18 protein-coding genes and 2 pseudogenes are annotated in these 23,494 nt (G+C 70.6%); 10 read left to right on the top strand and 10 right to left on the bottom strand.

Going from position 1 to position 23,494, the window contains the following annotated elements:
- The first annotated feature begins 8 nt into the window (after nt 1-8).
- Together ABZ490_RS24385 and ABZ490_RS24380 are read left to right on the top strand one after the other, a co-directional pair.
- Nucleotides 9-788 carry a response regulator transcription factor gene (locus ABZ490_RS24385; RefSeq protein ID WP_358993499.1) on the top strand — a complete coding sequence of 260 codons (780 nt, stop codon included), beginning with the start codon at nt 9-11 and terminating at the stop codon, nt 786-788.
- Nucleotides 785-2,407: a HAMP domain-containing sensor histidine kinase gene (locus ABZ490_RS24380; protein WP_358993488.1), complete on the top strand. Its 1,623-nt coding sequence runs from the start codon at nt 785-787 to the stop codon at nt 2,405-2,407. Before ABZ490_RS24385 ends, ABZ490_RS24380 begins: the two co-directional genes overlap by 4 nt.
- A gap of 179 nt (nt 2,408-2,586) precedes the next feature.
- On the opposite strand, the pseudogene ABZ490_RS24375 reads toward ABZ490_RS24380, so the two are convergent.
- Nucleotides 2,587-3,228 (bottom strand): annotated as a pseudogene (locus tag ABZ490_RS24375) (alpha/beta hydrolase fold domain-containing protein); the annotation flags it as partial.
- Between the two features lie 178 nt (nt 3,229-3,406).
- Entirely contained in the window at nt 3,407-3,772 is a 366-nt protein-coding gene (locus ABZ490_RS24370) for a DUF5605 domain-containing protein (RefSeq protein ID WP_358993485.1), read from the bottom strand.
- A 110-nt stretch (nt 3,773-3,882) separates the two neighbouring features.
- On the opposite strand from ABZ490_RS24370, the gene ABZ490_RS24365 reads away from it, so the two are divergent.
- Together ABZ490_RS24365 and ABZ490_RS24360 are read left to right on the top strand one after the other, a co-directional pair.
- Complete coding sequence (locus ABZ490_RS24365) at nt 3,883-5,331, top strand: carboxylesterase family protein (RefSeq protein ID WP_358993483.1); 1,449 nt, start codon at nt 3,883-3,885, stop codon at nt 5,329-5,331.
- Between the two features lie 79 nt (nt 5,332-5,410).
- The gene (locus ABZ490_RS24360) at nt 5,411-6,451 is read left to right on the top strand and encodes a PHB depolymerase family esterase (RefSeq protein ID WP_358993480.1); all 1,041 of its coding nucleotides are present in this window, start codon (nt 5,411-5,413) and stop codon (nt 6,449-6,451) included.
- On the opposite strand, the gene ABZ490_RS24355 is transcribed toward ABZ490_RS24360, so the two are convergent.
- The 5 genes and pseudogenes from ABZ490_RS24355 to ABZ490_RS24335 form a co-directional block, all read right to left on the bottom strand.
- Nucleotides 6,421-7,347, bottom strand: coding sequence for an alpha/beta hydrolase (locus ABZ490_RS24355; protein WP_358993477.1), 927 nt, complete (start codon nt 7,345-7,347; stop codon nt 6,421-6,423). The two genes, ABZ490_RS24360 and ABZ490_RS24355, sit on opposite strands and share 31 nt — an antisense overlap.
- Nucleotides 7,348-7,520: 173 nt before the next feature.
- Nucleotides 7,521-9,284: a sulfatase gene (locus ABZ490_RS24350; RefSeq protein ID WP_358993475.1), complete on the bottom strand. Its 1,764-nt coding sequence runs from the start codon at nt 9,282-9,284 to the stop codon at nt 7,521-7,523.
- The gene (locus tag ABZ490_RS24345; protein ID WP_358993497.1) at nt 9,281-10,174 is read right to left on the bottom strand and encodes a formylglycine-generating enzyme family protein; all 894 of its coding nucleotides are present in this window, start codon (nt 10,172-10,174) and stop codon (nt 9,281-9,283) included. The genes ABZ490_RS24350 and ABZ490_RS24345 overlap by 4 nt, the downstream gene beginning before the upstream one ends.
- Nucleotides 10,175-10,455: 281 nt before the next feature.
- Nucleotides 10,456-10,647, bottom strand: coding sequence for a hypothetical protein (locus tag ABZ490_RS24340; protein WP_358993472.1), 192 nt, complete (start codon nt 10,645-10,647; stop codon nt 10,456-10,458).
- 142 nt (nt 10,648-10,789) lie between these two features.
- A pseudogene (locus tag ABZ490_RS24335) lies at nt 10,790-10,942 on the bottom strand (asparagine synthase-related protein); the annotation flags it as partial.
- Between the two features lie 203 nt (nt 10,943-11,145).
- On the opposite strand from ABZ490_RS24335, the gene ABZ490_RS24330 reads away from it, so the two are divergent.
- Nucleotides 11,146-11,847 carry a GntR family transcriptional regulator gene (locus tag ABZ490_RS24330; protein ID WP_358993469.1) on the top strand — a complete coding sequence of 234 codons (702 nt, stop codon included), beginning with the start codon at nt 11,146-11,148 and terminating at the stop codon, nt 11,845-11,847.
- Nucleotides 11,848-12,332: 485 nt separating this feature from the next.
- On the opposite strand, the gene ABZ490_RS24325 is transcribed toward ABZ490_RS24330, so the two are convergent.
- On the bottom strand, nt 12,333-12,764 hold the full coding sequence (locus ABZ490_RS24325; protein WP_358993467.1) for a VOC family protein: 432 nt from the start codon (nt 12,762-12,764) through the stop codon (nt 12,333-12,335).
- 205 nt (nt 12,765-12,969) lie between these two features.
- Between ABZ490_RS24325 and ABZ490_RS24320 the strand changes: the two genes are divergently transcribed.
- The 3 genes from ABZ490_RS24320 to aspA all read left to right on the top strand — a co-directional run bounded on the left by ABZ490_RS24320 (nt 12,970) and on the right by aspA (nt 16,116).
- On the top strand, nt 12,970-14,004 hold the full coding sequence (locus ABZ490_RS24320; RefSeq protein ID WP_358993464.1) for a homoserine dehydrogenase: 1,035 nt from the start codon (nt 12,970-12,972) through the stop codon (nt 14,002-14,004).
- 299 nt (nt 14,005-14,303) lie between these two features.
- Nucleotides 14,304-14,618, top strand: a complete 315-nt coding sequence (locus ABZ490_RS24315) for a hypothetical protein (protein ID WP_358993461.1) — start codon at nt 14,304-14,306, stop codon at nt 14,616-14,618.
- 76 nt (nt 14,619-14,694) lie between these two features.
- Nucleotides 14,695-16,116: an aspartate ammonia-lyase gene (gene aspA, locus ABZ490_RS24310; RefSeq protein ID WP_358993458.1), complete on the top strand. Its 1,422-nt coding sequence runs from the start codon at nt 14,695-14,697 to the stop codon at nt 16,114-16,116.
- Nucleotides 16,117-16,384: 268 nt separating this feature from the next.
- On the opposite strand, the gene ABZ490_RS24305 is transcribed toward aspA, so the two are convergent.
- Entirely contained in the window at nt 16,385-17,284 is a 900-nt protein-coding gene (locus ABZ490_RS24305) for a LysR family transcriptional regulator (RefSeq protein ID WP_358993455.1), read from the bottom strand.
- A gap of 131 nt (nt 17,285-17,415) precedes the next feature.
- Here ABZ490_RS24305 and ABZ490_RS24300 point away from each other — a divergent pair, with 131 nt between their 5' ends.
- The gene (locus tag ABZ490_RS24300) at nt 17,416-18,297 is read left to right on the top strand and encodes an NAD-dependent epimerase/dehydratase family protein (protein ID WP_358993452.1); all 882 of its coding nucleotides are present in this window, start codon (nt 17,416-17,418) and stop codon (nt 18,295-18,297) included.
- Between the two features lie 1,023 nt (nt 18,298-19,320).
- Here the strand turns inward: ABZ490_RS24300 and ABZ490_RS24295 are convergent.
- A complete protein-coding gene (locus ABZ490_RS24295; RefSeq protein WP_358993449.1) occupies nt 19,321-20,802 on the bottom strand; it encodes an MFS transporter in 1,482 nt (493 codons plus the stop codon).
- 285 nt (nt 20,803-21,087) lie between these two features.
- On the opposite strand from ABZ490_RS24295, the gene ABZ490_RS24290 reads away from it, so the two are divergent.
- Nucleotides 21,088-23,439, top strand: coding sequence for a glycoside hydrolase family 3 N-terminal domain-containing protein (locus ABZ490_RS24290; protein ID WP_358993447.1), 2,352 nt, complete (start codon nt 21,088-21,090; stop codon nt 23,437-23,439).
- Nucleotides 23,440-23,494: the final 55 nt, after the last annotated feature.

Here is a 23,494-nt window from a genome sequence, read left to right as displayed (position 1 = left end):
GCCGCCGGCTGCTGGAGATCATGCCCGCCGGTCTCGGCCGCTCGGTCGAGGACGACGAGTTCTGGCTGGCGCTGCTCGGGGAGTGCGGGGCCGCCCTGCTGGTCGTGGACGACGAACCCACCGTGCGGGAACTGCTGTGCGCGGCCCTGCGCCATGCCGGGTTCGCCGTCACCGCGGCCGGCACCGGCCGGGAGGCGCTTGCCGCGGCCGACGAGGCGACGCCCGACCTGGTGCTGCTCGACGTCATGCTGCCGGACATGGACGGCTTCGAGATCATCCGTCTCCTGCGCGAGCGCCACCGGCCGGCCGTCGGATCCCGCGCCGGTCACATCCCGGTGGTGTTCCTCACCGCCCGGGACACCACCCGTGACAAGATCGAGGGCCTGCGGCTCGGCGGCGACGACTACGTCACCAAGCCGTTCGACCTGGAGGAACTGATCGCCCGTATCCAGGCGGTGCTCCGGCGCACCAGCGGCGATCCGTCGGCCGTGCTGCGGGTGGCCGATCTGGAACTGGATCCGGAGGGCGTGCAGACCACGCGGGCGGGCGATCCGGTCCGGCTGTCCCCGACGGAGTTCCGGCTGCTCCACTACCTCATGACCAACGCCGGACGCACCGTGTCCAAGGCACAGATCCTCGCCCAGGTGTGGGACTACGACTTCGGCGGCGACACCGGCATCGTCGACACCTACATCAGCTATCTGCGCCGCAAGCTCGACAACGGCGGACCGAAGCTGATCCACACCGTCCACGGAGTGGGTTATGTGCTACGTGGGCCCAAGTCATGAACGGGGGCCGCATCGGCGCGGTGTGGCGCCGCGCCTCCCTGCGCAGTCGTGTGCTGCTGCTCTCGGTGGCCTTGCTCGCGGCCTGCTTCACGGCGTTCAGCGCGGTCAGCGGAAGCGCCCTGCACGCCTACATGCAGGACCGGGTCGACGGACAACTACGCGCATCCGCGCAGGTGTTCGCTCTACTGCCGCCCACCGTCGCCCGTACCGGAGCCGAACGCAACCCGCCAACAGGTCTCGCCGACTTCGGCACCGACGTCCTCGGGAACCCGGTCATCACCTACATCACTGCGGACGGGACGGTCGAAAGCAGCATCGACTCCCTCGCGGGGCCTAACCGGTCCGCCACCACTGGCCCGGCACTGCCCCGGCTGGACATGGCGGCCGTCGTCCGGCACGGCGGCCGCCCCTTCACCGCGGACGGCTCCCAGGGCGGCACCCGCTGGCGGGTGATCGCCGTCCCCAGGAGGGACGCCGACGTGCTGGACGGAAGCGCCGACGGCGACCGGGGGAGCGTCGTCGTCGCGACCTCGTTGGCCGGGGTGGACCACACAGTCGACCGGATGTGGCGGATCTACGAGATCGCCGGGCTGTGTGTGCTCGGCGCGATGGCGGTGGCGGGCTGGTTCGCGGTCCGCTCCGGGCTCGGCCCGCTGTCCCGCATCGAACAGACCGCGGCGGAGATCGCGGGCGGCGATCTGTCCCGGCGGGTTCCCGAACTGGCGGGCCGGAGGACCGAGATCGGCCGTCTGGCGGCGGCGCTCAACGGCATGCTCGGCCAGCTTGAAACGGCCTTCGCCGCGCGCGCCGAGTCGGAGGCCCGGATGAGCCGCTTCGTGGCCGACGCCAGCCACGAACTGCGCACCCCGCTCGCGGGCATCAAGGGCCTCACCGACCTGCACCGGATGGGTGCCCTGGCCGGGAAGGCCGACATCGACCACACCATGGACCGCATCGCGCGCGAGTCCGAGCGTCTGACCCGCCTGGTGGAGGATCTGCTGCTGCTCGCCCGGCTCGACGAACAGGATCCGGGAGGCGCCGGAGCCGCGCTCGCGCAGGGTGCCCCCTTGTCGTACGGGCTGGATGTGGCCCCCATGGACCTGCGCACACTTGCCGCCGACGCCCTGCACGACGTACGTGCCCTGGACGCGGCCCGCCCGGTGACCCTCACCGGCCCGGACGGCGACGGGCCGCCCGGCTCAGCCCCCGCTCTCGCCGACGAAGCCCGGCTGCGGCAGGTCGTCACCAACCTCGTCGGCAACGCCGTCACCCACACACCCACCGGCACGCCGGTCCGGATCGGTGTCGGCGCGGTCGGCGAGCACGTGGTCCTCGAAGTGGCCGACGAGGGGCCGGGCCTGACGCCCGAACAGAGCCGTCATGTCTTCGACCGGTTCTACCGCGCCGACGGCTCACGCACCCGTGCCACCGGCGGAGCGGGTCTGGGCCTCGCCATCGTCCACTCGCTCGTCACCGCGCACGCGGGTCACGTCGAGGTCCACTCGGCTCCGGGGCAGGGGGCTGTTTTCCGGGTGCTGTTGCCTCGTTGCGCCGGGCATCCCCTGGAGAGTGCGGCACCCTCACGGACCGGGCGGGCAGCAGGCGTACTGAACCGCTGACCGCGTCGCTCAGATGCCGGCCAGGACCCGCAGCCGGTCGGCGCGGGCGCGCCGGGCGACATCGCTCCCCGGTGCCAGATGGTCGAAGGCGTGCGGGCAGCCCGGGTGGACGTGGAGTTCGAGGTGCCGGTGGCGGCGAGACGACGCGCGTAGGCGACGTCCTCGTCACGGAAGATGTCCAGCTCGCCCACCTCGATGTAGGCGGGAGGCAGCCCCGACAGGTCCCGCTCCCGAGCGGGGGCGGCGTGGCCGGGCATGTCGGGCCCGCCTACGGCGTCACCCAGCAGGGCGTGCCAGCCGGTGTGGTTGTCGTCGTAGCTCCACATGGCGAAGGGCAGCAGGGCTGGATCCGGTTCGGTGGTGCGGTCGTCCAGCATCGGGTAGACGAGGATCTGCCTGGCCACGGGCAGGCCGTGGGTGCGGGCCAGCAGGGTCGCCGCGGCGGCGAGACCACCGCCCGCGCTCTCGCCCATCAGCGCGATCCTGGCCGGGTCGACGCCCAGATCGGCGGCGTGCCCGGCGAGCCAGGTGAGACCGGCGAAGCCGTCCTCGGCCGGGGTGGGGTGGGGGTGTTCGGGGGCCCGTCGGTAGTCCACGGAGAGGAAGGGGATGCCGCTGTCCGCGACGTACCCCGCGACCAGACGGTCGAACAGCGCCACCGAGCCGGAGACCATGCCGCCGCCGTGCAGGTAGACGACGGCCGGTCCCGCCGCGGACGGGTCGTGCGCCGCCGGGGTGTACCAGCGCAGCAGGATCTCGGCTCCGTCGTGCGATGCGACGTGGTGGTCAGCGCGCCCGACCGACGGCCGTGCGGGTTTCATGGCGTCGAGGGCCGCCAGCCCGGACTCACCCGCGCGCAGCGCCTCCCAGTCGCCCCGGACGGGACGCCGTGGCGGCGGCTCGCCCTCGGCGGGGCGCATAGCGGCCAGTGCCTGTCGCAACTGGGCGTCGAGGGCATAGGACATGGAACTCTCCCTGGGGGCGGGTGGGCGTTCGGGATCAGTTCTGTGTGAGGGCGCGCAGCCGGATCGCCAGGTACGGGCGCCTGGGCAGCGGCACGGTGAACGTGCCCTCGTAGACCTCCGGGAGTTCGGTGACGGTCATGTTCCAGGTGCCGATGACCTGGGCCCGGTGGCGGGTGCCCGAGGAGAACCGGAAGGAGCGCAGGCGGGGTTGTGCCACGCCGAAGCAGGTGAGGAGGTAGCGCCCTTCGACACCGGAGGCGGGAAAGTCGAAGCCGGCCGGCAGCAGTAACTGCACGATGCCGGGTTCGTCGTCGAGTGCGGGCAGGTGTCTGCGGACCACCGCCTCGGCCTGTTCGTCGCGCAGAACCTCGCCGAGTACGGAGGACGGACCGTAGGCCATGGGGGACTCCTGCGAGCGAACTGCTGGTGTCGACATCACCCTAGCCTCTAATTTTTTTGAATGTTAGATTTTCGACGCCGACAGTCCACGCTCGATGAGGAGCAGATCCGATGAACAGCGCCTCTCCCTTGGTCATCACCGCCTCGGGCCCCGTCCGCGGCGAGCGCCGAGCGGACGGCAGCCTGCGGTTCCTCGGTATCCCGTACGCCCAACCACCCGACGGCGCACTGCGGTTCGCCGCCCCCGTGCCGCCCGAGCCGTGGACGGAGCCGCTGGAGGCCACCGCATACGGGCCGACGGCGCAGCGCCATGCCGTCACCGAGGTCACCACCATCCCGGAGCCCACCATCGCGGGCGGGGGGATCCTCAACCTCAACGTCTTCACCCCCGGCACCGACCCCGAGGCACCGCTGCCGGTCCTGGTATGGATCCACGGCGGTGGTTTCGTCGCCGGATCGGCGGCCAGCCCCTGGTACGACGGCTCCGCCTTCAACCGGGACGGCGTGGTCCTGGTCTCCGTCGGCTACCGGCTCGGCATCGAGGGTTTCCTGCATCTGGACGGCGCCCCGGACAACCGTGGGGTGCTGGACTGGATCGCCGCGCTGGAGTGGGTCCGCGACAACATCGCCGCGTTCGGCGGCGACCCGGCCAAGGTCACCATCGCCGGCCAGTCCGCGGGCGGCGGCGCGGTGCTGTCGCTGCTCGCCGTCCCCGCCGCCCGGGGACTGTTCCGGGGGGCGATCTCCGCGTCCGGCGTCGTCTCGCTCCCGGACGGTCCCGAGGTCGGCCGTGCCGCTGCGCGTCTGTTCACCGCCCGTACCGGAAAGGCCGCCACCGCCGACGCACTGCGTGGGCTCGGCCACGGCGAGATGTTCGAGCTCCAGACCCGGCTCCTCGAACCGGGCACGGACCGTGAGGGGTTGCCGCCGATGGGAACCCTCGCGCCCTTCGCCGACGGGGAGTTGATCCCGCAGCCTGTCCAGACGGCCCTGACCGAGGGCGACGCGGGCGCCGACGTACCGCTGCTCATCGGCTGCACCGCCCACGAGTTCAACGTGCTGCCGGAGCTGCCCCAGGCGCCGCCGCTGCCGGAGGTCCTCGGCTTCCTGGGCCTGGACCCCGCCCGGGCGGACGTCTTCCGGGACGTGTACCGGGATCTGCCCTCGGACGCCCACTTCGGCCAGGCCCTGACCGACGCCGTCTTCCGCTGTCCGGCGGTGGCCGTCGCCGACGCCCGCGCCGCCCGCGGGCGTCCCACCTGGCTCTACGAGTTCCAGTGGACCTCACCGGTGAACGGCGCGGCCATCCACTGCCTCGACGTGCCGTTCGTCTTCGACCTGCTCGACGCGGAAGGCGTGACGGCCGCGGCGGGGACGACGCCGCCACAGGCGCTGGCGGACGCCGTGCACCGGGCATGGGTGGCCTTCGTGCGGGATCAGGATCCGGGCAACGAGTGGCCGCGGTACACGGAGGACGGGCGTACGGCGATGGTGTGGTCCGCCGATTCCCGGGTCGCGGAGGACCCGCTGGGCCGGGTCCGCACGGTCTGGTCCCCCTGATCTCGACTCCCGGAGGCCGCCGGCCCGCTCGTCCTCCGGCGCTCTCCCTCAGGCGCTCTCCCTCAGGAAGGAAAACCTGGTGCTCGTACCTCTCAGGTATGCCCTGCTCGCCGCGACGGCCGCCTTCGCGGTCCCCGTCGCCGTCATCCCACCGGCGGGCGCACAGGAACTGCCGTCCCCGGCCGGAACCCGGTGCGCACCCGTCGAACCCGGTCTCACCACCGTCTCCGTCACCTCTGCAGGCACCACCTACCCGGTGTCGCTCTACGTCCCCCGCGGCTACACCGGCCGCCACCCGGTCCCGCTCGTCCTCAACCTGCACGGCAGCAACTCCAACGGGCGCAACCAGCTCATCGTCACCGACATGGAGAAGGCCGCAGACGAACACGGGTTCCTGGTGGCGGTGCCCAATGGCGGCGCCCCGGTGCCGACCGTGCCGGACGGCTACACCTGGGTCATCCCCGGCGTGCCGAACACCTCCGGTCAGCTGCCCTCACCGGACGACCGCGACGACGTGCGATTCCTGTCCGACACCATCACCGCCGTGTCCCAGGGCGTCTGCGTCGACTCCGACCGGGTGTACGCCACCGGCTTCTCGGGCGGAGCCAGGATGGCCTCGCTGCTCGCCTGCCGCCTCTCCGACCGGATCGCCGCCATCGCCCCGGTCTCGGGCCTGCGCGCGGGCAACCCCGACGCCTCCGACCCGACCCGCCCGGACCCGGCGACCTGCACCCCCTCCCGTCCGGTTCCCGTCCTCGCCTTCCACGGCCAGCAGGACCCGGTCAACCCCTACGACGGCGCCGGCCCCGGGTACTGGCAGTACTCCGTGCCCATCGCGTTCGAGCGCTGGTCGGAGCTGAACGGCTGCCACCTCGGCCCGGCCGACGCCAAGCTGACCGAGCACGTCACGTTCCGGACCTACGGCGCCTGCCGCCAGGGGGCCGACGTGAGCATGTACGTGATCTCGGACGGCGGGCACACCTGGCCCGGCTCGCCCTACCCGGACGCTTTCCTGGGGCTGGGCAAGGTCTCCACCGAGATCAACGCGAACGACGTCATGTGGAACTTCTTCGAGCGACACCCGCTGCGTCACCGGGAGAAGGCGGACGCCCTGAGCTGATCACCGTCCGCCTGCCCAAGCACCGCACACTCCTCCAGGAAGGACAGAATGTGCAGGTGATACGCCCGGGCGGTCAGACCGAGGCTGAGGTTGTGGCCGGCCTCGGTCTGCTCGTGGGTCCGCACCCGCGGTGACGCCGTGAACAGAGCGGCGACCTCGGTGAGTGCCTCCGGGCCCGAGCGCCACACGGTCTCGTGATCGCCCAGGGTCAGGTGCACCGGAACCCGCACCCGGGCGGCCAGCTCCGGGAGCCCGTTCACCCAGTGCCGTACATGGATTTCGTACCCGGGCGTGCGGGCGGTGATCGAGGGGTCGGAGTACACGTCCGGGGCGTACAGCCGGCGCGGGCCCCACAACATGGCCCGCAGCCCGCGTGGGAGTCTGCGACCGGTGGTGGCGTCCCGCTCCATGGAGTCGAGGACGTTGCTCACCGTCCACTGGTGGTGCAGTCCGGTGCCGGCGATCTCCAGGCCGATGAACTCGCGGCCGCGCTCGTCGGCCGCCATCCGCGTGGCCAGTTCGCAACCCGCGGAGTGGCCGAGCAGGAAGACGCCCGCACCGCGCGGCCGGTTCGCGAGCAGTGCGTCGACGGCCGCGAAGGCGAGGTCGATCTGGCGTGACGTAGCGGCGACTTCCTCGGCGTACCGTTCGGAGGCGCCGTAGCCGGGGCGGTCGAGGGCGATGGCGGTGTAGCCGAGGGCCGCGGCGGTCCGCAGCAGGGACAGGTCGGGATGGCCCGGGCAGTCGTAGTACGTGGAGGTGGTGGCGCCGCCGTGCAGGGCGAGTAGGACGGCGCGCGGTCGTTCCACCTCGCAGACCAGCGTCGACATGGGTATGCCGTCGACGTCGATGACGCCCGCGTGCGAGGGCCGGGCATCGGTGTCGCTGTGGGGCATGAGGCCGTCCGTGCCAGGAGTGTGCCGGTTCCGGCCGGCTGTGGTCTGCCCAGGCCCGGCTCCTGTCCGTGGAGGCAGAGGGTCGCGTTCGTCGGCACCCGGATGTCACGCCGGGTGCCGAATTTCGAACCGTATCCACGTCCCGCGGCCGGATCGGTACCGCGAAGTGACGCTCAGAGGGACGCGAGCTCCTGGGCGAGCACGCGCAGGGTGTCCTTCGGGAAGTCACCCGACATCGCCGCGAGGGAGATGAGGGACGTCGATCCGATCATCTGGAGGAGTTCCGTGTCGACGAGGGCCGGCGCGTGCGCGCGCAGCACCTCGACGGCCATGGGATCGGACACCAGCGCCGAGAGCGGGGTGCGCAGCGAGAAGCGGCCGGCCGGGAAGTCCTCCGGCTTCGGAAGCGGTTCGGCGGCCTTCTCGGCCTGCCCGCGCTGGGCACGCACCAGGAGGTGCTCGGCCGTCACCTCACCGGTCGCGGGAAGGCCCAGCCTCTCGTACTGGCTCGGCGGCGCGTCGCTCGCGCGCATCAGGCCGACGAGCAGGTTCGCCATCCGCAACTCGACCTCGTCGTCGATGATCGGGGTGCGCTGCTCGGGGTCGTTCTCCAGGTCGTAGAGGAGGGTGCCGAAGCGGTACGGGTTGAAGTAGGTACTGCCGGTCGTCCGGACCGTGCGGACACCCTTGGTGAAGGTGAAGGGCTCGGCGAGTTCGAGGCCGGTCAACTCCTGGACGGAGAAGCGCCCCTTCATGTGGGTGGGCATCAAGGTGTGCTCGAACAGCGGGGAGTTCTCGGCCGAGACGGGGGCTCGCATGTAGACGTAGCGGCCGTCGGTGACGTTGACGTGACCGCCATGAATGCCGAACAGACCCGCCTCGCGCACCGGTTCGGCGGTGGCGACCGGGAGCGGCATGCCCTGCATGTCGGCCGGAATCTCGACGCCGAAGAAGTCGAGCAGGGTCGGGGCCAGGTCGATGGTCTGCACGAGTGCCGAGCGGCGTTCTCCCGTGACGCCCGCCCGGGGATCCCAGACGAACAGCGGCAGATGGACCAGTTCGTTGTACCAGGGCTGGACCGACTTGCCCCACCAGTTCTTCTCGCCCAGCAGCAGGCCGTGGTCGGTGTTGACGATCAGCAGGGTGTCCTGCCACATGTCGTGTTCGTCCATCATGTCGAGGACGCGGCCGAGCGACTTGTCGCACATCGACAGCAGGGCGGCGTACTCGAGGCGGGCGTGCTCGACCTGCTCGTCGGTCTCGGTGACCGGGCGGTAGTCGGGCCAGTCGAAGTTCGGGCCGTCGTAGTCGTGCGGGTAGAGGTCCTTGAACTGTTTGTGGCTGAAGAAGGGTTCGTGTGGGTCGAAGGTCTCGATCTGAAGGAACCAGCGGTCCTCCGTGTGGTTGGTGCGGATGAAGTCCAGGCCCGCGTCGAAGGTGAGGGTCTGGCAGTGCTGTTCCTCGGTCCGCATGTACAGCCGGTTCACCCAGTCCTGCCGGTAGCCCTCCAGGCGGAACTCCTTGACCTCCTGAGTGGGCATCGGCGGGTCGGCGACATGGCCCTTCCACGCGTCGCCCTCCTGGCCGCGGAAGAACTCCCAGGTGTTGTAACGGCCGTGGTAGGTCGCCCCGCCGTCCTCCCAGTAATGGGGGTGGTCGCTGGCCAGGTGTGTGTACACGCCGGCGCGTTTGAGCAGCTCCGGCATCGAGTCGTCGAACGGCTCCAGCGGGCCCCAGCTACGGTGGAGGAAGTTGTGGCGCCCGGTGTGGATCTCACGGCGGGCCGGCATACAGGGCATCGACCCGGCGTAGGCGTTGTCGAAGGTGACCGTCCGCTCGGCCAGGCGCCGGAAGTTGGGCGCGTGGGTCCAGTCGCAGCCGTACGGCGGCAGCATGTGCCGGTTGAGACTGTCGAACATCACCATGATGGCTTTCATGCCGTGGTGCTCCTTGGTCGGCGGGTGCGGGCCGTGTCGTCGGGATCGGCGGCCCGGGCACAGCGGAACCCGGCGTGGCCGCTGGCCGCGTCGGGGGTGTTGGCGGTGCGGGCAGCGACGCGGTAGCGGTTGCAGTACGAGACGTGGCACAGGTACGAGCCGCCGCGGATGACCTTGTCCGTACCCTGCTCCGGGCCTGCGGGGTCGACCCGCGGGTGGTCGGAGCGCCCCTGATCGGTGCTCCACCAGTCCGAGCACCATTCCCAGACGTTCCCGGAGGTGTTGTAGAGGCCGTAGCCGTTGGGTTCGAAGGCGTCGACGGGGGCGGTGCCGCGGTAGCCGTCGTCGGCGGTGTTCTTGGTGGGGAAGGTGCCGCGCCAGATGTTGCAGACGTACCGTCCTTCCGGATTGAGTACGTCCCCCCACGGGTACCGCCTCTGGTCCAGGCCGCCGCGTGCCGCGTACTCCCACTCGGCCTCGGTGGGCAGACGCTTGCCCGCCCAGGCGGCGTAGGCGGCGGCGTCGTTCCAGGAGATGTGCACGACGGGGTGGTCGCCTCGGCCGTCGAGCGTGCTGCCGGGACCCTCGGGCTGGTCCCACCGGGCGCCGGTGACGCCGCACCACCAAGGGGTGCGTGGCGGTCGGGGCGCTTCTCGGCGCAGGCTCCCCGGCAGGAAGCCGGCGAACACATACGACCAGCCGATGTGCTCGGCTTCGGTGACGTAACCGGTGCCATCGACGAACTCCGCGAACTTGTCGTTGCTGACCGCGTGCGCGTCGATGTGGAAGGCGCTCAGGCGCACGGTACGGACCGGGCCCTCCCCGTCGGACGGGAAGCCTTCCCGGTCCTCCGCACCCATGAGGAACTCGCCGCCGGGGATCAGGACCATGCCGTCCGGCGCGGCGGCGGGCCTCGTGACAGGCACGGGCAGGACACCGCCCTGCCGCCCGCCCGGTGGCGCGCAGCAGGCGGGACGGGAGGCCGAATCGTGCTCCATGGTGCTCCGAATTGCCGGTTCTCGTTCTGATGCGTGAGCCGCAGGCTCGTGTGGCAGTACTCTAGCCATTAATTTTTTTGAGCGATAGATTTTAGAGGGGTGAAAGGCGGCATACGCGGTCGTCCGCCCGGCCTGCGACCGCGGCCGTGGCGAACCGCGGGATGCCCGGCAGTTCATCGGCGCCGTCGCCGGACAGCATCGACGCCGAGTTCCGCCGCCCGCAGGGCCGCGGCGGCGTTGATCTCGGGCAGCGCGTCCAGCCGTGGGCCCGCCGGCGACCATTCGGGCTGGGCGCGGTCACGGGCCGGGTCCAGTACCACCAGGTCGACGGACAGGTCCAGGGCGGCCAGCCGCCGCCGCACCATCGCGCCGGCCCTTCTCCGGCATCGTCCTTCAGGCCGACGGCGAACGCGATCACCCGCCGCCCTGCGGCGGCCCGCACGGTGTGGACCAGGACCGCGAGGGAGTCCAGGCCGCCGGAGACCAGCACGCCTGGGCGCCGTGCACCTACGCGTGCGTGATCGAGGTACGGCCCGCGGTGATCCGCTCCGCGTGCAGGACATCGTCCTGCACGCCCATCCGCTCGCCGGTGCAGGTAACGGCCGGCAACGGGGTGCGGGCGGCGGCGAGGCTGGTGACGGTGGAACTGTCGATACCGCCGGATAGATCCGCCGATCGACGCCCTCACCGTGGTCGCGCTTGCCGCAGGCTGGGGGCACGTTCGGCGAGCGGGCGGATCGCGGTGCTCGTGTCGGGGCGACGGTGCGCTCCCGCACGGCCGGTTTCACTCGCCAGCCTGGCGGTGACAGCCTGCACATTCTCACTGAGGTTAACATTGCGACAACATGGTGAGGGAGTGAGGCATGGCTGAGCAGGGCAGGGTGGCCCCCGCCCGTCGCCGCGGGTTGGCGGACGAGGTGGCGGACCGCATACGAGAGGCGATCTTCAGCGGGGCCTACGCCCCCGGCGCGCAACTGCGTGAGGCGGAGCTGTCGCGGGCGCTGGACGTCAGCCGCGGCCCGGTGCGCGAGGCACTGCTCCGGCTCGAACGCGAGGGCCTGGTGCGCAGCGCCTGGCATCGCGGAGCCGCCGTCACCACGCTGACCCCCGGGGACATCGCCGAACTCGACTCGCTGCGCGGAGCTTTGGAATGTCTCGCCGTCGAGCAGGTGGTCGCCCACGCCTCGGACGAGGACATGACGGCCATCGAGCAGGCGGCCGATCGCATGGACCGCGCTGCGGACGAGCACGAGATGGTGCGCTGCGACATAGCTTTCCACGACGCCGTCTACGCCGCCGCTCACCATGTGCGCCTGGAAGAGGCGTGGCAGGCGATCCGCTCCCAGGTGTATCTGTTCCTGCTGGCCCGGATCCGGGCCGGTGTCGAGGAGACCTACCTGGTACACCTGCCGGGCGAACACCGCGAACTAACCGCGGCCCTGCGCGCCCGTGACGCCGCGGTCGCCCTCCGCCTCTTCGCCGCACACCGCCGTGTCGCCTTCGACGTGCTCACCGAGGCCCACTCCAGTGCCGCAGCTGATGAGACGCGGGACGTCGCTCTCTGACGGCCCGACGAACCAATGGGGTCGACGGTCTGATCCGTCGCCGACTGTTGCGCATTACCTTCCTCGTGGAGCTGGCGAGGAGTCATACGGCTGCCGGCCGCAAGAGGCCGCGGCGAGGCGTCCTGGTGGTCATCCCTCTTACTCGAGTGACGTCGGTCCTCCCTGTCGCCCGGCTCCGCCGTCGGCGACCGCCGTGCCGCGGAATTCCGTATCAAGGGTGTCCCCCGCGTTGACCACGTCGGACGGTACGAGGATCTGCCGTCGTGAACGCATCGGCGGCCCGGGGGACCCGGAGACCGAAGGGCTTGTGGAACGGGCCAACGGCCTTACGGCCACCCGTTTCCCTACCGCCGGTCATTTCTCGGGTCCGGACGACCGCAACCCGGGCCGGCGCTCGGACCGGGTCAACTTCACCGACCTGGCCGCGGCGACGCCGTCGGGCTGTCGCGGCGGCCAAGGACGTGCACGGTACCGGGTGGGCGGCGTCAGGCGGCGAAGACCTGGTCGTCGTCGGCGAATGCCTTGAACTCCATGGCGTTGCCGGCGGGGTCGAGGAGGAACATCGTCCACTGTTCGCCGGTCTGGCCTTCGAAGCGGACGTAGGGCTCGATGACGAACTCGGTGTTCGCGGCGCGCAGTCGGTCGGCGAGCTTGTGGAACTCCGCGACGGTCAGGATCAGTCCGAAGTGGGGCACGGGGACGTCGTGGCCGTCGACGGGGTTGTGGATCCGCTTCTGGCGCTCCGGAGCGAGGTGGGTGACGAACTGGTGGCCCTGCAGGTTCCAGTCGATCCAGGTGTCGGCACTGCGGCCCTGCTCGAGGCCGAGGACCTCGCCGTAGAAGTGGCGGGCGGCGGCGATGTCGTCGACCGGCACGGCCAGGTGGAAGCGCGGGATGGGCGAATCGAGAACAGTCATGGCTGGTGGCCGTCTTCCTCGTGAGGGATGGAGCTTCGGGTCACGACCCGGAACGATCATCTGAATGTTGACATTGGGTCGACTGCTTAAAGTTAACATTGAGACAAGTGTAGCAGGCAAGGGGTGTGGCCTGGTGTGTCCGCGGTCACCCGCGGCATCGGTCCCGGCACCCCCCTTCAGTGACAGGACCGACAAGGGAGACGCCTTGGTCATCACCCCCCTCACCCTGGACCGCGCACCCGAGCAGGCTGCCGTGGTGCTCTCGGGCTACGGCCCGGTAGGCCGGGCGTTCGCCGGACATCTGATCTCTCGTGGTGCCGAGATCACCCTTCGGCACGGGGTCCGCCTGCGGCTCGCGGCGGTTCGCGTCCGTGCGGCGCAGTGCCTGCCACGCGAGGGTGAGCCGCCGGAGTCGCGGTCGGCCTGGGAGCCGCTGGCGCCGCTGGAGCGGACGTTGGGCCAGACGGGCGCGTCCGTGCTGGTGCAGACGTTGCCCTCCTCACCTGAGGAGTCCCGACAAGCCGGGGACGAGGCCGCGCTGGCCTTGCGGCGAGGCGTGCACGTGGTGACCGCCACCAAGAGCCATCTGCTCAGCCGCTGGCGGGAGCTTGAGGAGGCCGCGTGGGCGGGCCGCTCCCTGATCAGGATCTCCGCCGCCACGGGAGCCGCCCTGCCTGCCGGGGACCTGGCCCGAACGGGGATGCGCGGCCTCGGCTGCGAGTCCGTCCGGGCATGCCTCAACGGCACCGCCACCTTCGTCCTGGACCGCCTGGCGGCGGGCGAATCCCTGGCCGAAGCGGTGGCACAGGCGCGCCGGCGGGGCATCGCCGAGGCCGACCCCTCGGCCGACCTGTCCGGTTTCGATGCGGCCACGAAAGTGCGGCTCCTGGCGGCGCTGCTGTGGAGGTGGGATCCGGCAGCCGTACGGTCGAGGACGGAACCGGTGGATGCGCGTACCGCGTCGGCCGCGGTCAGGGCGGCCGCCGCCGGACGCCGGCTGCGGGCGGTGGCCGACGCGAGGGCGGACGAGCCCCTTCTCGTGCAGGTCCGGCTGCAGGAGACCGCGCCGGGCGACCCGCTGTACGCACTGGAGGGGCCGGAGAAGGCCGTGGTGTACGGCTGCCCCGACGCGGGCGCCATCACAGTGAGCGGCGGGCGCTCAAGCCCCCTCGGCGCGGCGCTCGCCCTGGTCAAGGACACCCTCGCCGTCACCACCGCCGAACGTTTCGGCTTCGCCTGACGGCGACGAGTGGCTGGTGGTATCCGCACGCCAGGACGGTGCGGACGGGGTTCCGCGGGTCGGCCGAGACGGCACGTCCACCCGTTCCGCTAGGCCGCCGAGCCCGGCCGGCAGCCCTCGCCGCCGGCCCGGTGAGCGCCTCGACCGAGTCGCCGAGAGCGACCGCGACGATGCGACCCGGCTCCGTGTCAACGCCCTGGGCCGCCCAGAAGCGCGTCGCGACCGGTTCGACCCTGGGTTCCGGTCTGTGATCAGGCGGCCCGGCATGCGCGGCCGACGTCGCTGCCGCAGGGCGGCCCGTGCCGGGCACCGGCATGACCTGGCTGGTCGGAAAGTGCGGCGGGCGCCGGCCTCGGCCCCGAAGCATCGACCACCTTCGCAGCGGCGTCTGGCTGGTCCTGTTCTTCACCTTCCTCTACGTCGCCGACTACCTGGGCAGCTTCGGCACCGACGTGATCACGGCTCCCTGGGACTCGATCATCGTGTTCCTCGGCAGCCTCGCCTTCTACTGGTGGGGCGTCAACGCCGGCGCCCGCCACATGGCGGACCACCCGCTGGCCCCGGCCGAGCAGCGCGTCCCGGACGACGGCGAGCTGTCCCCCCTGGCGCACTGAGAACACACCGTCGAGGGCGGCCGTCGCCACCGGCCGCCCGCCGTCCCTCTCCCTTCTCGAGAAAGCAGGACACAGCATGAGCGTCCGCATCGAGCACGACCTGATCGGCGACAAGGCCGTGCCGGAAGACGCTTACTGGGGCGTCCACACCGCGCGGGCCCGCGAGAACTTCCCGATCTCCGGGACGACGATCGGGTCGTACCCCGACCTGGTCGTCGCCCACGCCGCGGTCAAGGAGGCCGCCGCGCTGGCCAACCATGAACTTGGTCTCCTCGACGAAGACCTCCGCGACGCCATCGTGGGAGCCTGCCGGGAGATCCGCAATGGTGCGCTCCACGACCAGTTCGTCGTCGACGCCATCCAGGGCGGTGCGGGCACCTCGAGCAACATGAACGCCAACGAGGTCATCGCCAACCGCGCCCTCGAACTTCTCGGCCTGGCCCGGGGCGACTACCGGCACATGCACCCCAACGAGCACGTCAACCTCAGCCAGTCGACGAACGACGTCTACCCCACCGCCGTACGGATCGCGACCGTCACCGCAACGCAGGACCTGGCGTACGCCCTGCACGAGCTGGAACAGGCCTTCGCCGCGAAGGCGGAGGAGTTCCACGACGTGCTGAAGATGGGCAGGACCCAGCTGCAGGACGCCGTGCCGATGACCATGGGCCAGGAGTTCCGCACCTACGCCGTCATGCTGGGCGAGGACCGGTCCCGCCTGCAGGAGTCCGTGGCCCTTCTCCACGAGATCAACCTCGGCGCCACCGCGATCGGGACGGGTCTGAACGCCCCCGCTGGGTACGCGGAGGCCGCTCGCCGCCACCTGGCCGAGATCACCGGGCTCCCGCTGGCCACCGCCCACGACCTGGTGGAGGCCACCCAGGACTGCGGTGCGTTCGTGCACTTCTCCGGCGTGCTGAAGCGGATCGCCGTCAAGCTCTCCAAGACCTGCAACGACCTGCGGCTGCTGTCCTCCGGGCCGCGTGCCGGCCTGGCCGAGATCAACCTCCCGCCGGTGCAGGCGGGTTCGTCCATCATGCCCGGCAAGGTGAACCCGGTCATCCCCGAGGTCGTCAACCAGGTCGCCTTCCAGGTGATCGGCAACGACATGGCCGTGACGATGGCCGCCGAGGCCGGCCAACTCCAGCTGAACGCCTTCGAGCCCCTGATATACCGCTGCCTCGCGGAGAACATCTCGCTTCTCACGGCCGCCTGTCGCGTGCTGGCCGCGCGCTGCGTCACCGGAATCACCGCGAACGCCGACGTCACGCGCTCGTTCGTGGAGAACTCGATCGGGCTCGTGACGGCGCTGAACCCGGTCATCGGGTACGACGCGGCGACAGCCGTCGCCCAGGAGGCCCTGGCGACCGGACGCTCCGTCACCGGCATCCTGGTGGCCAACGGCATTCTCCCCGCGGAGCGCTTGGCCGAACTGCTCCGCCCCGCGAACCTCGCTCGCCCCGACGGCGGCAAAGGCCTCGCGGCCACCACCGGCTGAGCATCGGATCACGCCCGACCGCTCGTCCTTCCGGCACAGCGCGGGCGGCTCCCGGCGCCCGTCCGGCCGGGGTTTGTCCGCCAGGTCCGGCCGACGGGATGACGGACCGTGCGCCCCGAACGGGCTCGAAGCCGGGTCCCCGTCACGGGTGCCTGGCAGTGAATGCCCGGCCGGAGCGGCGTTCCGACAAGTCCGCGGCCGGACGGCAGGGGCGCTGTGACAGCACGGCGGCGTCGGGTCTGCTGCCGAGGGACGGGCAGAGCGATCCTCAGTAGAAGTCCCGGCGCACGACGTGGCGGTCGACCAACTGAGCGAAGGCGCGCGTCGCGCGCGTCGGCGCCGTGGTCCCGTTCCGGGCCAGGGCGAGCGTCCACGTCTGCGCCGGGGGATCCAGGGCGACCGGTACGACATCGGCATCGGCCTCCGCGGCGAGCGGCGGAACCAGAGCGAGGCCGAGCCCGGCCTCGACGTATCCGGGAATGGTGCTGAGGTCAGCTACCTCGACGGCAATCGTCCGGGTGATTCCGGCACGCCGGAAGTCGTTGTCGGACCGGATCCTGTTGCAGAAGCCCGGGGGAAGATCGATGAATGCCTCATCAGCAACCTCGCGCGGGGCCACGCTCTCCCGGCCGGCCAACGGATGGTCCGCAGCCACCATGAGCCGGGGCTGGAACGTGGCGATGGCGTCGAGGTGCACAGCGGGCACGCTCAGGGTCTGAACGCCGACGAAAGCGACATCGAGAGTCTGTGAACTCAGCCCTTCCAGCAGCCCGTTGGTACCGGCGGCGTCGGCTTTCAGACTGACCCGGACACCGGGGTGACGCCGGCGGAAGTCCAGGATCAAGCCTGGGAGATCCACTGCGGTGAGGCCCGACAGGGTGCCGATGCGCAGGCTGCCGGTGATACCGGTGCGAAGCCCGTCCACAGCCGAGCGGGCCCCGGCAAGTGCGTCGAGTGCCTGTCGCGCTTCCGGAAGCAGCACTTGGCCGGCTTCGGTGAGGGCCACGCGCGACGTACTGCGCTCGAACAGCTGCACCCCCAGATCCGCCTCCAGAGCACGGATACTGGCCGAGACAGTCGACTGCACCGCATGCGTGCGTTGTGCTGCCCTGGTGAAGTTGAGTTCCTCCGCCACGGCCACGAAGAACTCAAGCTGCCTGTGCTCCATTCTCCGACCCTACTCCGGTCATAGCCGAAGGCGATTGAGGAGATCGAGAGTATTCGTTTCCGTCGAATACTGCGGGGTGGCGACACTGAGGGCACAGCACAACCCAGACCCTCTCCAGGAGCAGTGAACCCATGAAGGTCCTTCTGGCCGGCGCCACCGGCTACATCGGCTCGGGCGTCCTCTCAGCCCTTCTCGCCTCCGGCCACACCGTCACGGCCCTGGTCCGCAGTGAGGAAAAGGCCGCAGCGGTGCGCCAGGACGGTGTAATGCCGGTCATCGCCGACATGCGCGACCGCGAGACCGTCCGTCGTGTCGCGGCCGCGTCCGACGCCGTGATCACCACCGCGTCGCCGGGCGACGAAAACAGTGCCGCCGCCGACATCGACTTCTCCGAGGCGGCCCTGGACGGGCTGCGCGAGGGCGGTGTCTTCATCCACACGAGCGGTATCTGGGTGTACGGCGACAACGGCGACATCACCGAGAACTCACCGAGCGACGCTCCCGCCATCGTGGCCTGGCACCCCGAAGCCGACGCCCGCTTCCTCGAAGCCCCCGGCGTGCGCTCCATTCTGATCGAGCCCGCCATTGTCTACGGCCACGGCAAGGGCATCCCCAACGTCATCACGGCCGCCGAGCAGACCGGCGACCTCCCCGCCCTGCAGTTGGTGGGACCGGGTACGCAGCATTGGACCACCGTCCACATCGACGACCTGGCCGAGCTCTACGTGGCAGCTCTCGAGCACGGTGAGGCCGGAGCCCGTTACGTGGGGGCCGGCGGCGTCAACCCGACCGTGCGCGAGCTGGGCGAGGCGGCGAGTCACCGGCGCGGCTTCGAGGGCCGTGTCCTTCCCGAGGACGCCACCGCGACGATCGAGCGGCTCGGCGCCTTCGGCGAGGCGCTCATGCTCGACCAACAGGCTTCCGGGAACAAGGCACGCGAGGTCCTGGGCTGGAAGCCCTCCCGGCCGTCATTGGTAGATGAGATCGCAGGCGGCGGATACGACCAGTCCTGAGCGGCCCGCCGACCGCAGGAAGGCACCCTGGCTGCGACGTCGCCCGGCAGCGCGACCACATCCTGCGCGCCGGCGGCGAGTTGCTCCGGCTGGTACGGTCCCCCGCCCCGGGCGAGCGCGGCGGGGGACCGGCCGCCGACACCGGTGCGCCCACTGATCCAGAGGCACATGGCGGAGGCGGTGCCTCTTTTCGAGCGCGTAGCCGCCGCCCTGACAACGGCCGTGAGGATGCCGCGACGGTCGGCACCCGGAGGCCGCCCGGAGGACAACCCCGATCGGTTCCTGACGCGCCGGGGCGGTTGCGGCCGTCTTCTCAACTGCCTTCTTCGCGGGCTTTCCGGGCCAGTTGGAAGAACTCGAAGCGTACCCGGCGGTGTGCAGGGCGATCTGCTGCTGGTCGTCCGGTCGCCAGGCGCAGCCGCCGAGCCGGGGTGCTGCCCCCGGGCAGGAGGACGTAGCCGTCCCGGCGTAACGCCGCCAGCGTCCTGGCACAGGCGGCCGCCGCGGGACACATCGAGAACGACCCCGAAGCCGTCCGTGAGGTGAGCGCCCGATCGACGAACGGGCAAGATCCACGGGTGAGGCGGCGGGCCTGGCACCCGCGCAGACCGGGCGACTTCACGTCACGGGTCGATGCTTCTCGGTCCGCACGGCTTCCTAGGCCCCGATGACCCCGGCGGCCTCCTTCCCGTGGTGCCTGGCGTCCTTAAGCAGGAGACCTCCATCTTCCCGGCGCCGCCGGGTGCAACGGCCGCCGTCCACGAAGCCGAGTTCAAGGCGGTCCGGGCCGTCGCGCAAGCTGAGGCGGTCCGATGTGTCCACGGTGCGGCTGGCGAGTGAGACGTGGTCGTGGGGGAGGCCGGCGGAGTGGAACGTCTGGTCGAACCGGGCGACGACGGCGCGTGCCGTCACGGTGCGCCCGGTGCGTTCGCCGGCAGGTGCACGTTCTTGCGGGCCCCGGGGGCGCACCTCCCGCAGTGAGGGTGATGCCGCCTTGGAGGGCTCCCGTCCGACGGGTTCTCGTCAGACCGCGGCCGTGGCGGTGGCGGCCTGGCCGACCTCCACCTCGTCGAGGTGCTTGGTCTTGGGGATCAGGGCGACGAGCACCGTGGCGACGGCGAGGATGCCGGCGAAGGTGAGGTACGACATGGAGTAGCTGTCGTCGACGTAGAAGGCCGTCCCCTTCATCACGTTGCTGTCGTGCGCGACGAGCGCGAAGGCCACCTGGGTGAGGACACCCTGGGTGACTCCCGTCATGATGTTCTGCGCGCCGTTGCCCATCGCCTGTTCCTTCGGCGACACCGATTCGATGATCATGATCGGGACGAGGGCCATGATCAGCCCCATGCCCAGCGCCGTGGCGACACCGATCGCCATCAACTGACCGACGCCGTAGTGGAACTGGGACATCAGCAGAGTGCTGAGGACCATCAGCGCACCGCCGGTGGCGAGCAGGATCCGGGTGTCGACGCGGCGGGCGAGGAACCCGGTCGCCACCGAGGTGGCGAGGATCAGGATGCTGGCCGGGGCGCCGACCCAGGCGTTCTTCGTGGCCGACCAGCCCAGGCCGTCGGAGAGGCCGGGGATGTTCGGCATGAGGACGAGCAGGTTGAGGATCATCCCCTGGCCGAACGTGGCGCCGGTGATCAGGCCCGTGACCATGAACGTCGACCACACCCGGCGTCGCCCGAGCAGGGAGATGGGGAAGATCGGGTGGCTCACCCTGCTCTCGACCACCAGGAAGGCGAGTACGGCGAGGAGGCCGCAGCCGATGAAAGCCAGGGTCCTGCCGCTGGTCCAGCCCCACCCGCTGCCTTCGCCGACGCCGTAGATGACGGAGGCCACACCGCAGCCGAGCAGGATGCCGCCGGTCCAGTCCAGCGGGGTGCGCTCCTCACGCACCGGGCTTTCCGGCACGAGCGTCAGCAGCGCCAGCAGGCTGATGCCGGTGGCGATCGTCATGAACCAGAGGATGCCGCGGTAGCCGAAGTCGTCGAGGATCCAGCCCGACAGGAACGGTCCGCCCAGGGCGAGCAGCCCCATGCCGCCGCCGAGCAGCCCGTTGGCGGGGCCGACGAGCCGACGCGGGAACACATCCCGGGCGAGGGCGTAGACGAGTGCCACGGACGGGCCGTAGAAACCGCTGATGGCACGGCCGACGAGCAGGGTCTCGTAGTTCGTGGAGAAGGCGGCGACGAAGTCGCCGACCAGGCCGAGCGCGGTGATGGTGGCCAGCACCCGCTTCTTGCCGTACATGCCGGCGAGCTTGGCGGTGAACGGCGTCGTGGCGACACCGATGAGCAGACCGATCTGGCTGAACCAGGCGATCTGGGTGGTGTGGTAGTGGATGGCGATCTGCGACTGGGCGTTCCCGCTCATGAGACCCATGAGGCCGTTGAGCTGGGATGCCCACAGCAGAGCGATCAGGATCAGTGCGAAACGCGCACCGAAACCGGACTTGCCGGTTCCGTCTTCATGACGCGATGAGTCTACCTCGATGGTCATGCGACACCTCGGCTCTTTCGTCACGGAGAGTGAGAATCGCGATGTTCTCGGCGTGCAGGCTAGCGCTCGAATTTGATGAGCAATAGATTTTCGACATGGCGAATTCTCCGTGCGTCCACGGCCGTCCCGCCGCCCCCCGTAAGCCGGCGGGGCCCGCAGGCCGGCCCGCCTCCAGGAGCTTCCCGAACGCCTCGGTCCCGATATGCGAGCCGGTGTCCGGGCGCGACGGCGGCGGCGCATTCGGTCTCCGACGCCGGAACCACCCGCAGACGAAGGAACTTTGAGATGGCCGAAGGCTCATGGACCCCCGACGACATCGCCCGCCTCGTCTCCCGGCTCACTCTGGAGCAGAAGGTCGCGCAGATCAGTGCGCTGAGCGCAGCTGATCTGTTCACCATGGAGGCGGCGGAGAGCGGCGGGCCGGCCGTGGACACCGGGCGCATCCGCGCACTGCGTCCCCATGGCGTGGGCCACCTGTCGTTGGCGTGGTTCCTCGGCCACGACGCCGACAGCCTGCGCGAGCAACTCGTCAGGGTTCAGGCGGCGGCGCGTGAGGTCTCGCCTTTCGGGATCGGCGTGCTGGTCCACAACGAGGGCATCAACGGCTTCCTGCACGCGTCCGGTACGCAGTTCCCGACGGCCTGGGGGCAGGCGGCGACCTGGGATCCGGCGCTGATCGGGCGGGCGGCGGCGGTGACGGCGGACCACATGCGCGATGCCGGGGTCCAGCTGCTGTTCGCGCCGGTGATGGACATCAACCGGGATCCGCGCTGGGGCCGGGTGCACGAGACGTACGGCGAGGACCCGGAACTCGCCGCGCAGATCTCGGTGGCGTTCGTGCGGGCGGCCCAGGCCGGGGGCGGTGTCCTGGCCACGGCCAAGCACTTCCTCGGGTACGGGAACTCCGAAGGCGGGCTGAACCAGGCGGTCACCCAGCTCGGGCGCCGGACGCTGGTGGACGAGTACGCCGAGCCGTTCCGCCGGGCGATCACCGAGGCGGGGCTGGCGTCGGTGATGAACTCGTACAACGAGATCGACGGTGTGCCCGCGGCCGCCAACCGGTGGCTGCTCACCGAACTGCTGCGGGACACCCTCGGTTTCGACGGCCTGGTCGTCAGCGACTACGACTCCGTGACCATGCTCCGCACGCACCACCGCACCGCCCGGACGGAAGGGGAGGCCGCGGTGCAGGCGCTCACCGCGGGCATGGACGTCGATCTCCCCAGCGACCGCAACTTCGCGGCCCTCGTGGACGAGGTGGCCGCGGGGCGGATGGACGAGAAGCTCGTGGACCGTGCCGTGAGCCGCGTCCTGGCCGTCAAGGCGCGCCTCGGGCTCATCCCGGAGTTCGGAGCACGGCAGGGCCGGGCCGTGCGTCCGGACCGGGCGGAGGCCCGCGAAGTCCGGCACGCGATCGCCGCCCGTGGCACGGTCCTGCTCCAGAATGACGGCGTTCTCCCTCTGGCACCGGGCGCACGACGCGTCGTCGTGGTGGGCCCGGCCGCCGATGAACTGCGTATCCATTTCGGCGGATACACCTCTGTCTCGATGACGGAGATGCCGATCGGCGGCCAGGCGATCATGGAGGGCAAGGTGCCCGGAATCGACCCGGCGACCTTCAACTTCACCGACATCTTCACGACGCGCATCCCCGGAATCGCCCCCGCCCTCGAACAGGTGGCCCGCGAGCTGCACCCAGAGGCCCGGTCCGTCCTGGCCGCTCTGCGGGAACTGGACGCGGACGTCGAGTTCGTACCCCTGGGCGGGTTCGGGAAGGACCGCGCGCTCGACGAGGCGACGGTGCGGGCGGCGGTGTCGGATGCCGACGTGGTCGTCGCGGTCCTCGGCGAGCGCACCGGATGGGTCGGCAACAACACGGCCGGCGAGAACCAGACGACGGCCGGCCCGGCTCTGCCCGGCGATCAGGAACAGCTCCTGGAGCACCTCGGTGAGACGGGCAAGCCAGTGGTGACCGTGGTGGTGTCGGGCCGTCCGCTGCTGCTGGGGACGGCGGCGCGGGTGTCGAACGCGGTGCTGCTCGCGCCCCTGCTGGGTGAGGAAGCGGGCCCGGTGATCGCGCGGACGCTCTTCGGACGGATCAACCCGAGCGGGAAACTGCCGAGCACGTTCCCCCGTCATCTCGGGCAGATCCCGCTCTACCACGGGCATCACCACGGCAGCGGTTACGAGCATCCGACAGGCAAGCGGCACGGGTACGGCGACCTGGACACGCAGGGGCCGCTGTACGCCTTCGGGCACGGGTTGTCGTACACGACGTTCGGCCTCGTGTTCGCCGAGCCGGGCGGCGGCGCGGCGGTCGAGTGTGCGGACGGGGTGATCCGGGCGCGGCTGACGGTGACCAACACCGGTCGGGTGGACGGAGAGACGGTGATTCAGCTCTACGCGCGGCACGAGTTCGCCACCGTGGTGCGTCCAGTACGCCGGCTGATCGCGTTCCAGCGTGTAGCGGTGGTTGCGGGGGAGCGCGAGGACGTCATTCTGGAGGCTCCGGTGGAGCGGCTGCACTACACGTTGGCCGACGGCAGCCGCGGGATCGATCCGGGTGACGTCACGATCCTGGCCGGGTTCGCCAGCGATGATCTGACCTGTGTCGCCACGATCACCGTCGGCGGCTGAGTCCGGTCTTCCAGGGAGGTCTGCTCGGTGGGGGCCCGGGCCGTCTTCGTCGGTG

It is taken from the genome of Streptomyces sp. NPDC005811 (assembly GCF_040630405.1).
Classification (GTDB): Bacteria; Actinomycetota; Actinomycetes; order Streptomycetales; family Streptomycetaceae; genus Streptomyces.
The sequence above is the reverse complement of the archived record's forward strand: the minus strand, read 5'-3'. Positions and strand labels throughout refer to the sequence as shown.

Bases quoted from the DNA above. Each gene is read 5' to 3' on its own strand.
- ABZ490_RS24365 (WP_358993483.1), top strand. From the start codon at position 3,883: ATGAACAGCGCCTCTCCCTTGGTCATCACCGCCTCGGGCCCCGTCCGC.
- ABZ490_RS24295 (WP_358993449.1), bottom strand. From the start codon at position 20,802: ATGACCATCGAGGTAGACTCATCGCGTCATGAAGACGGAACCGGCAAG.
- ABZ490_RS24305 (WP_358993455.1), bottom strand. From the start codon at position 17,284: ATGGAGCACAGGCAGCTTGAGTTCTTCGTGGCCGTGGCGGAGGAACTC.
- ABZ490_RS24340 (WP_358993472.1), bottom strand. From the start codon at position 10,647: ATGGTGCGGCGGCGGCTGGCCGCCCTGGACCTGTCCGTCGACCTGGTG.
- ABZ490_RS24345 (WP_358993497.1), bottom strand. From the start codon at position 10,174: ATGGTCCTGATCCCCGGCGGCGAGTTCCTCATGGGTGCGGAGGACCGG.
- aspA (WP_358993458.1), top strand. From the start codon at position 14,695: ATGAGCGTCCGCATCGAGCACGACCTGATCGGCGACAAGGCCGTGCCG.
- ABZ490_RS24370 (WP_358993485.1), bottom strand. From the start codon at position 3,772: ATGGCCTACGGTCCGTCCTCCGTACTCGGCGAGGTTCTGCGCGACGAA.
- ABZ490_RS24330 (WP_358993469.1), top strand. From the start codon at position 11,146: ATGGCTGAGCAGGGCAGGGTGGCCCCCGCCCGTCGCCGCGGGTTGGCG.
- ABZ490_RS24300 (WP_358993452.1), top strand. From the start codon at position 17,416: ATGAAGGTCCTTCTGGCCGGCGCCACCGGCTACATCGGCTCGGGCGTC.
- ABZ490_RS24380 (WP_358993488.1), top strand. From the start codon at position 785: ATGAACGGGGGCCGCATCGGCGCGGTGTGGCGCCGCGCCTCCCTGCGC.
- ABZ490_RS24325 (WP_358993467.1), bottom strand. From the start codon at position 12,764: ATGACTGTTCTCGATTCGCCCATCCCGCGCTTCCACCTGGCCGTGCCG.
- ABZ490_RS24290 (WP_358993447.1), top strand. From the start codon at position 21,088: ATGGCCGAAGGCTCATGGACCCCCGACGACATCGCCCGCCTCGTCTCC.
- ABZ490_RS24355 (WP_358993477.1), bottom strand. From the start codon at position 7,347: ATGCCCCACAGCGACACCGATGCCCGGCCCTCGCACGCGGGCGTCATC.
- ABZ490_RS24350 (WP_358993475.1), bottom strand. From the start codon at position 9,284: ATGAAAGCCATCATGGTGATGTTCGACAGTCTCAACCGGCACATGCTG.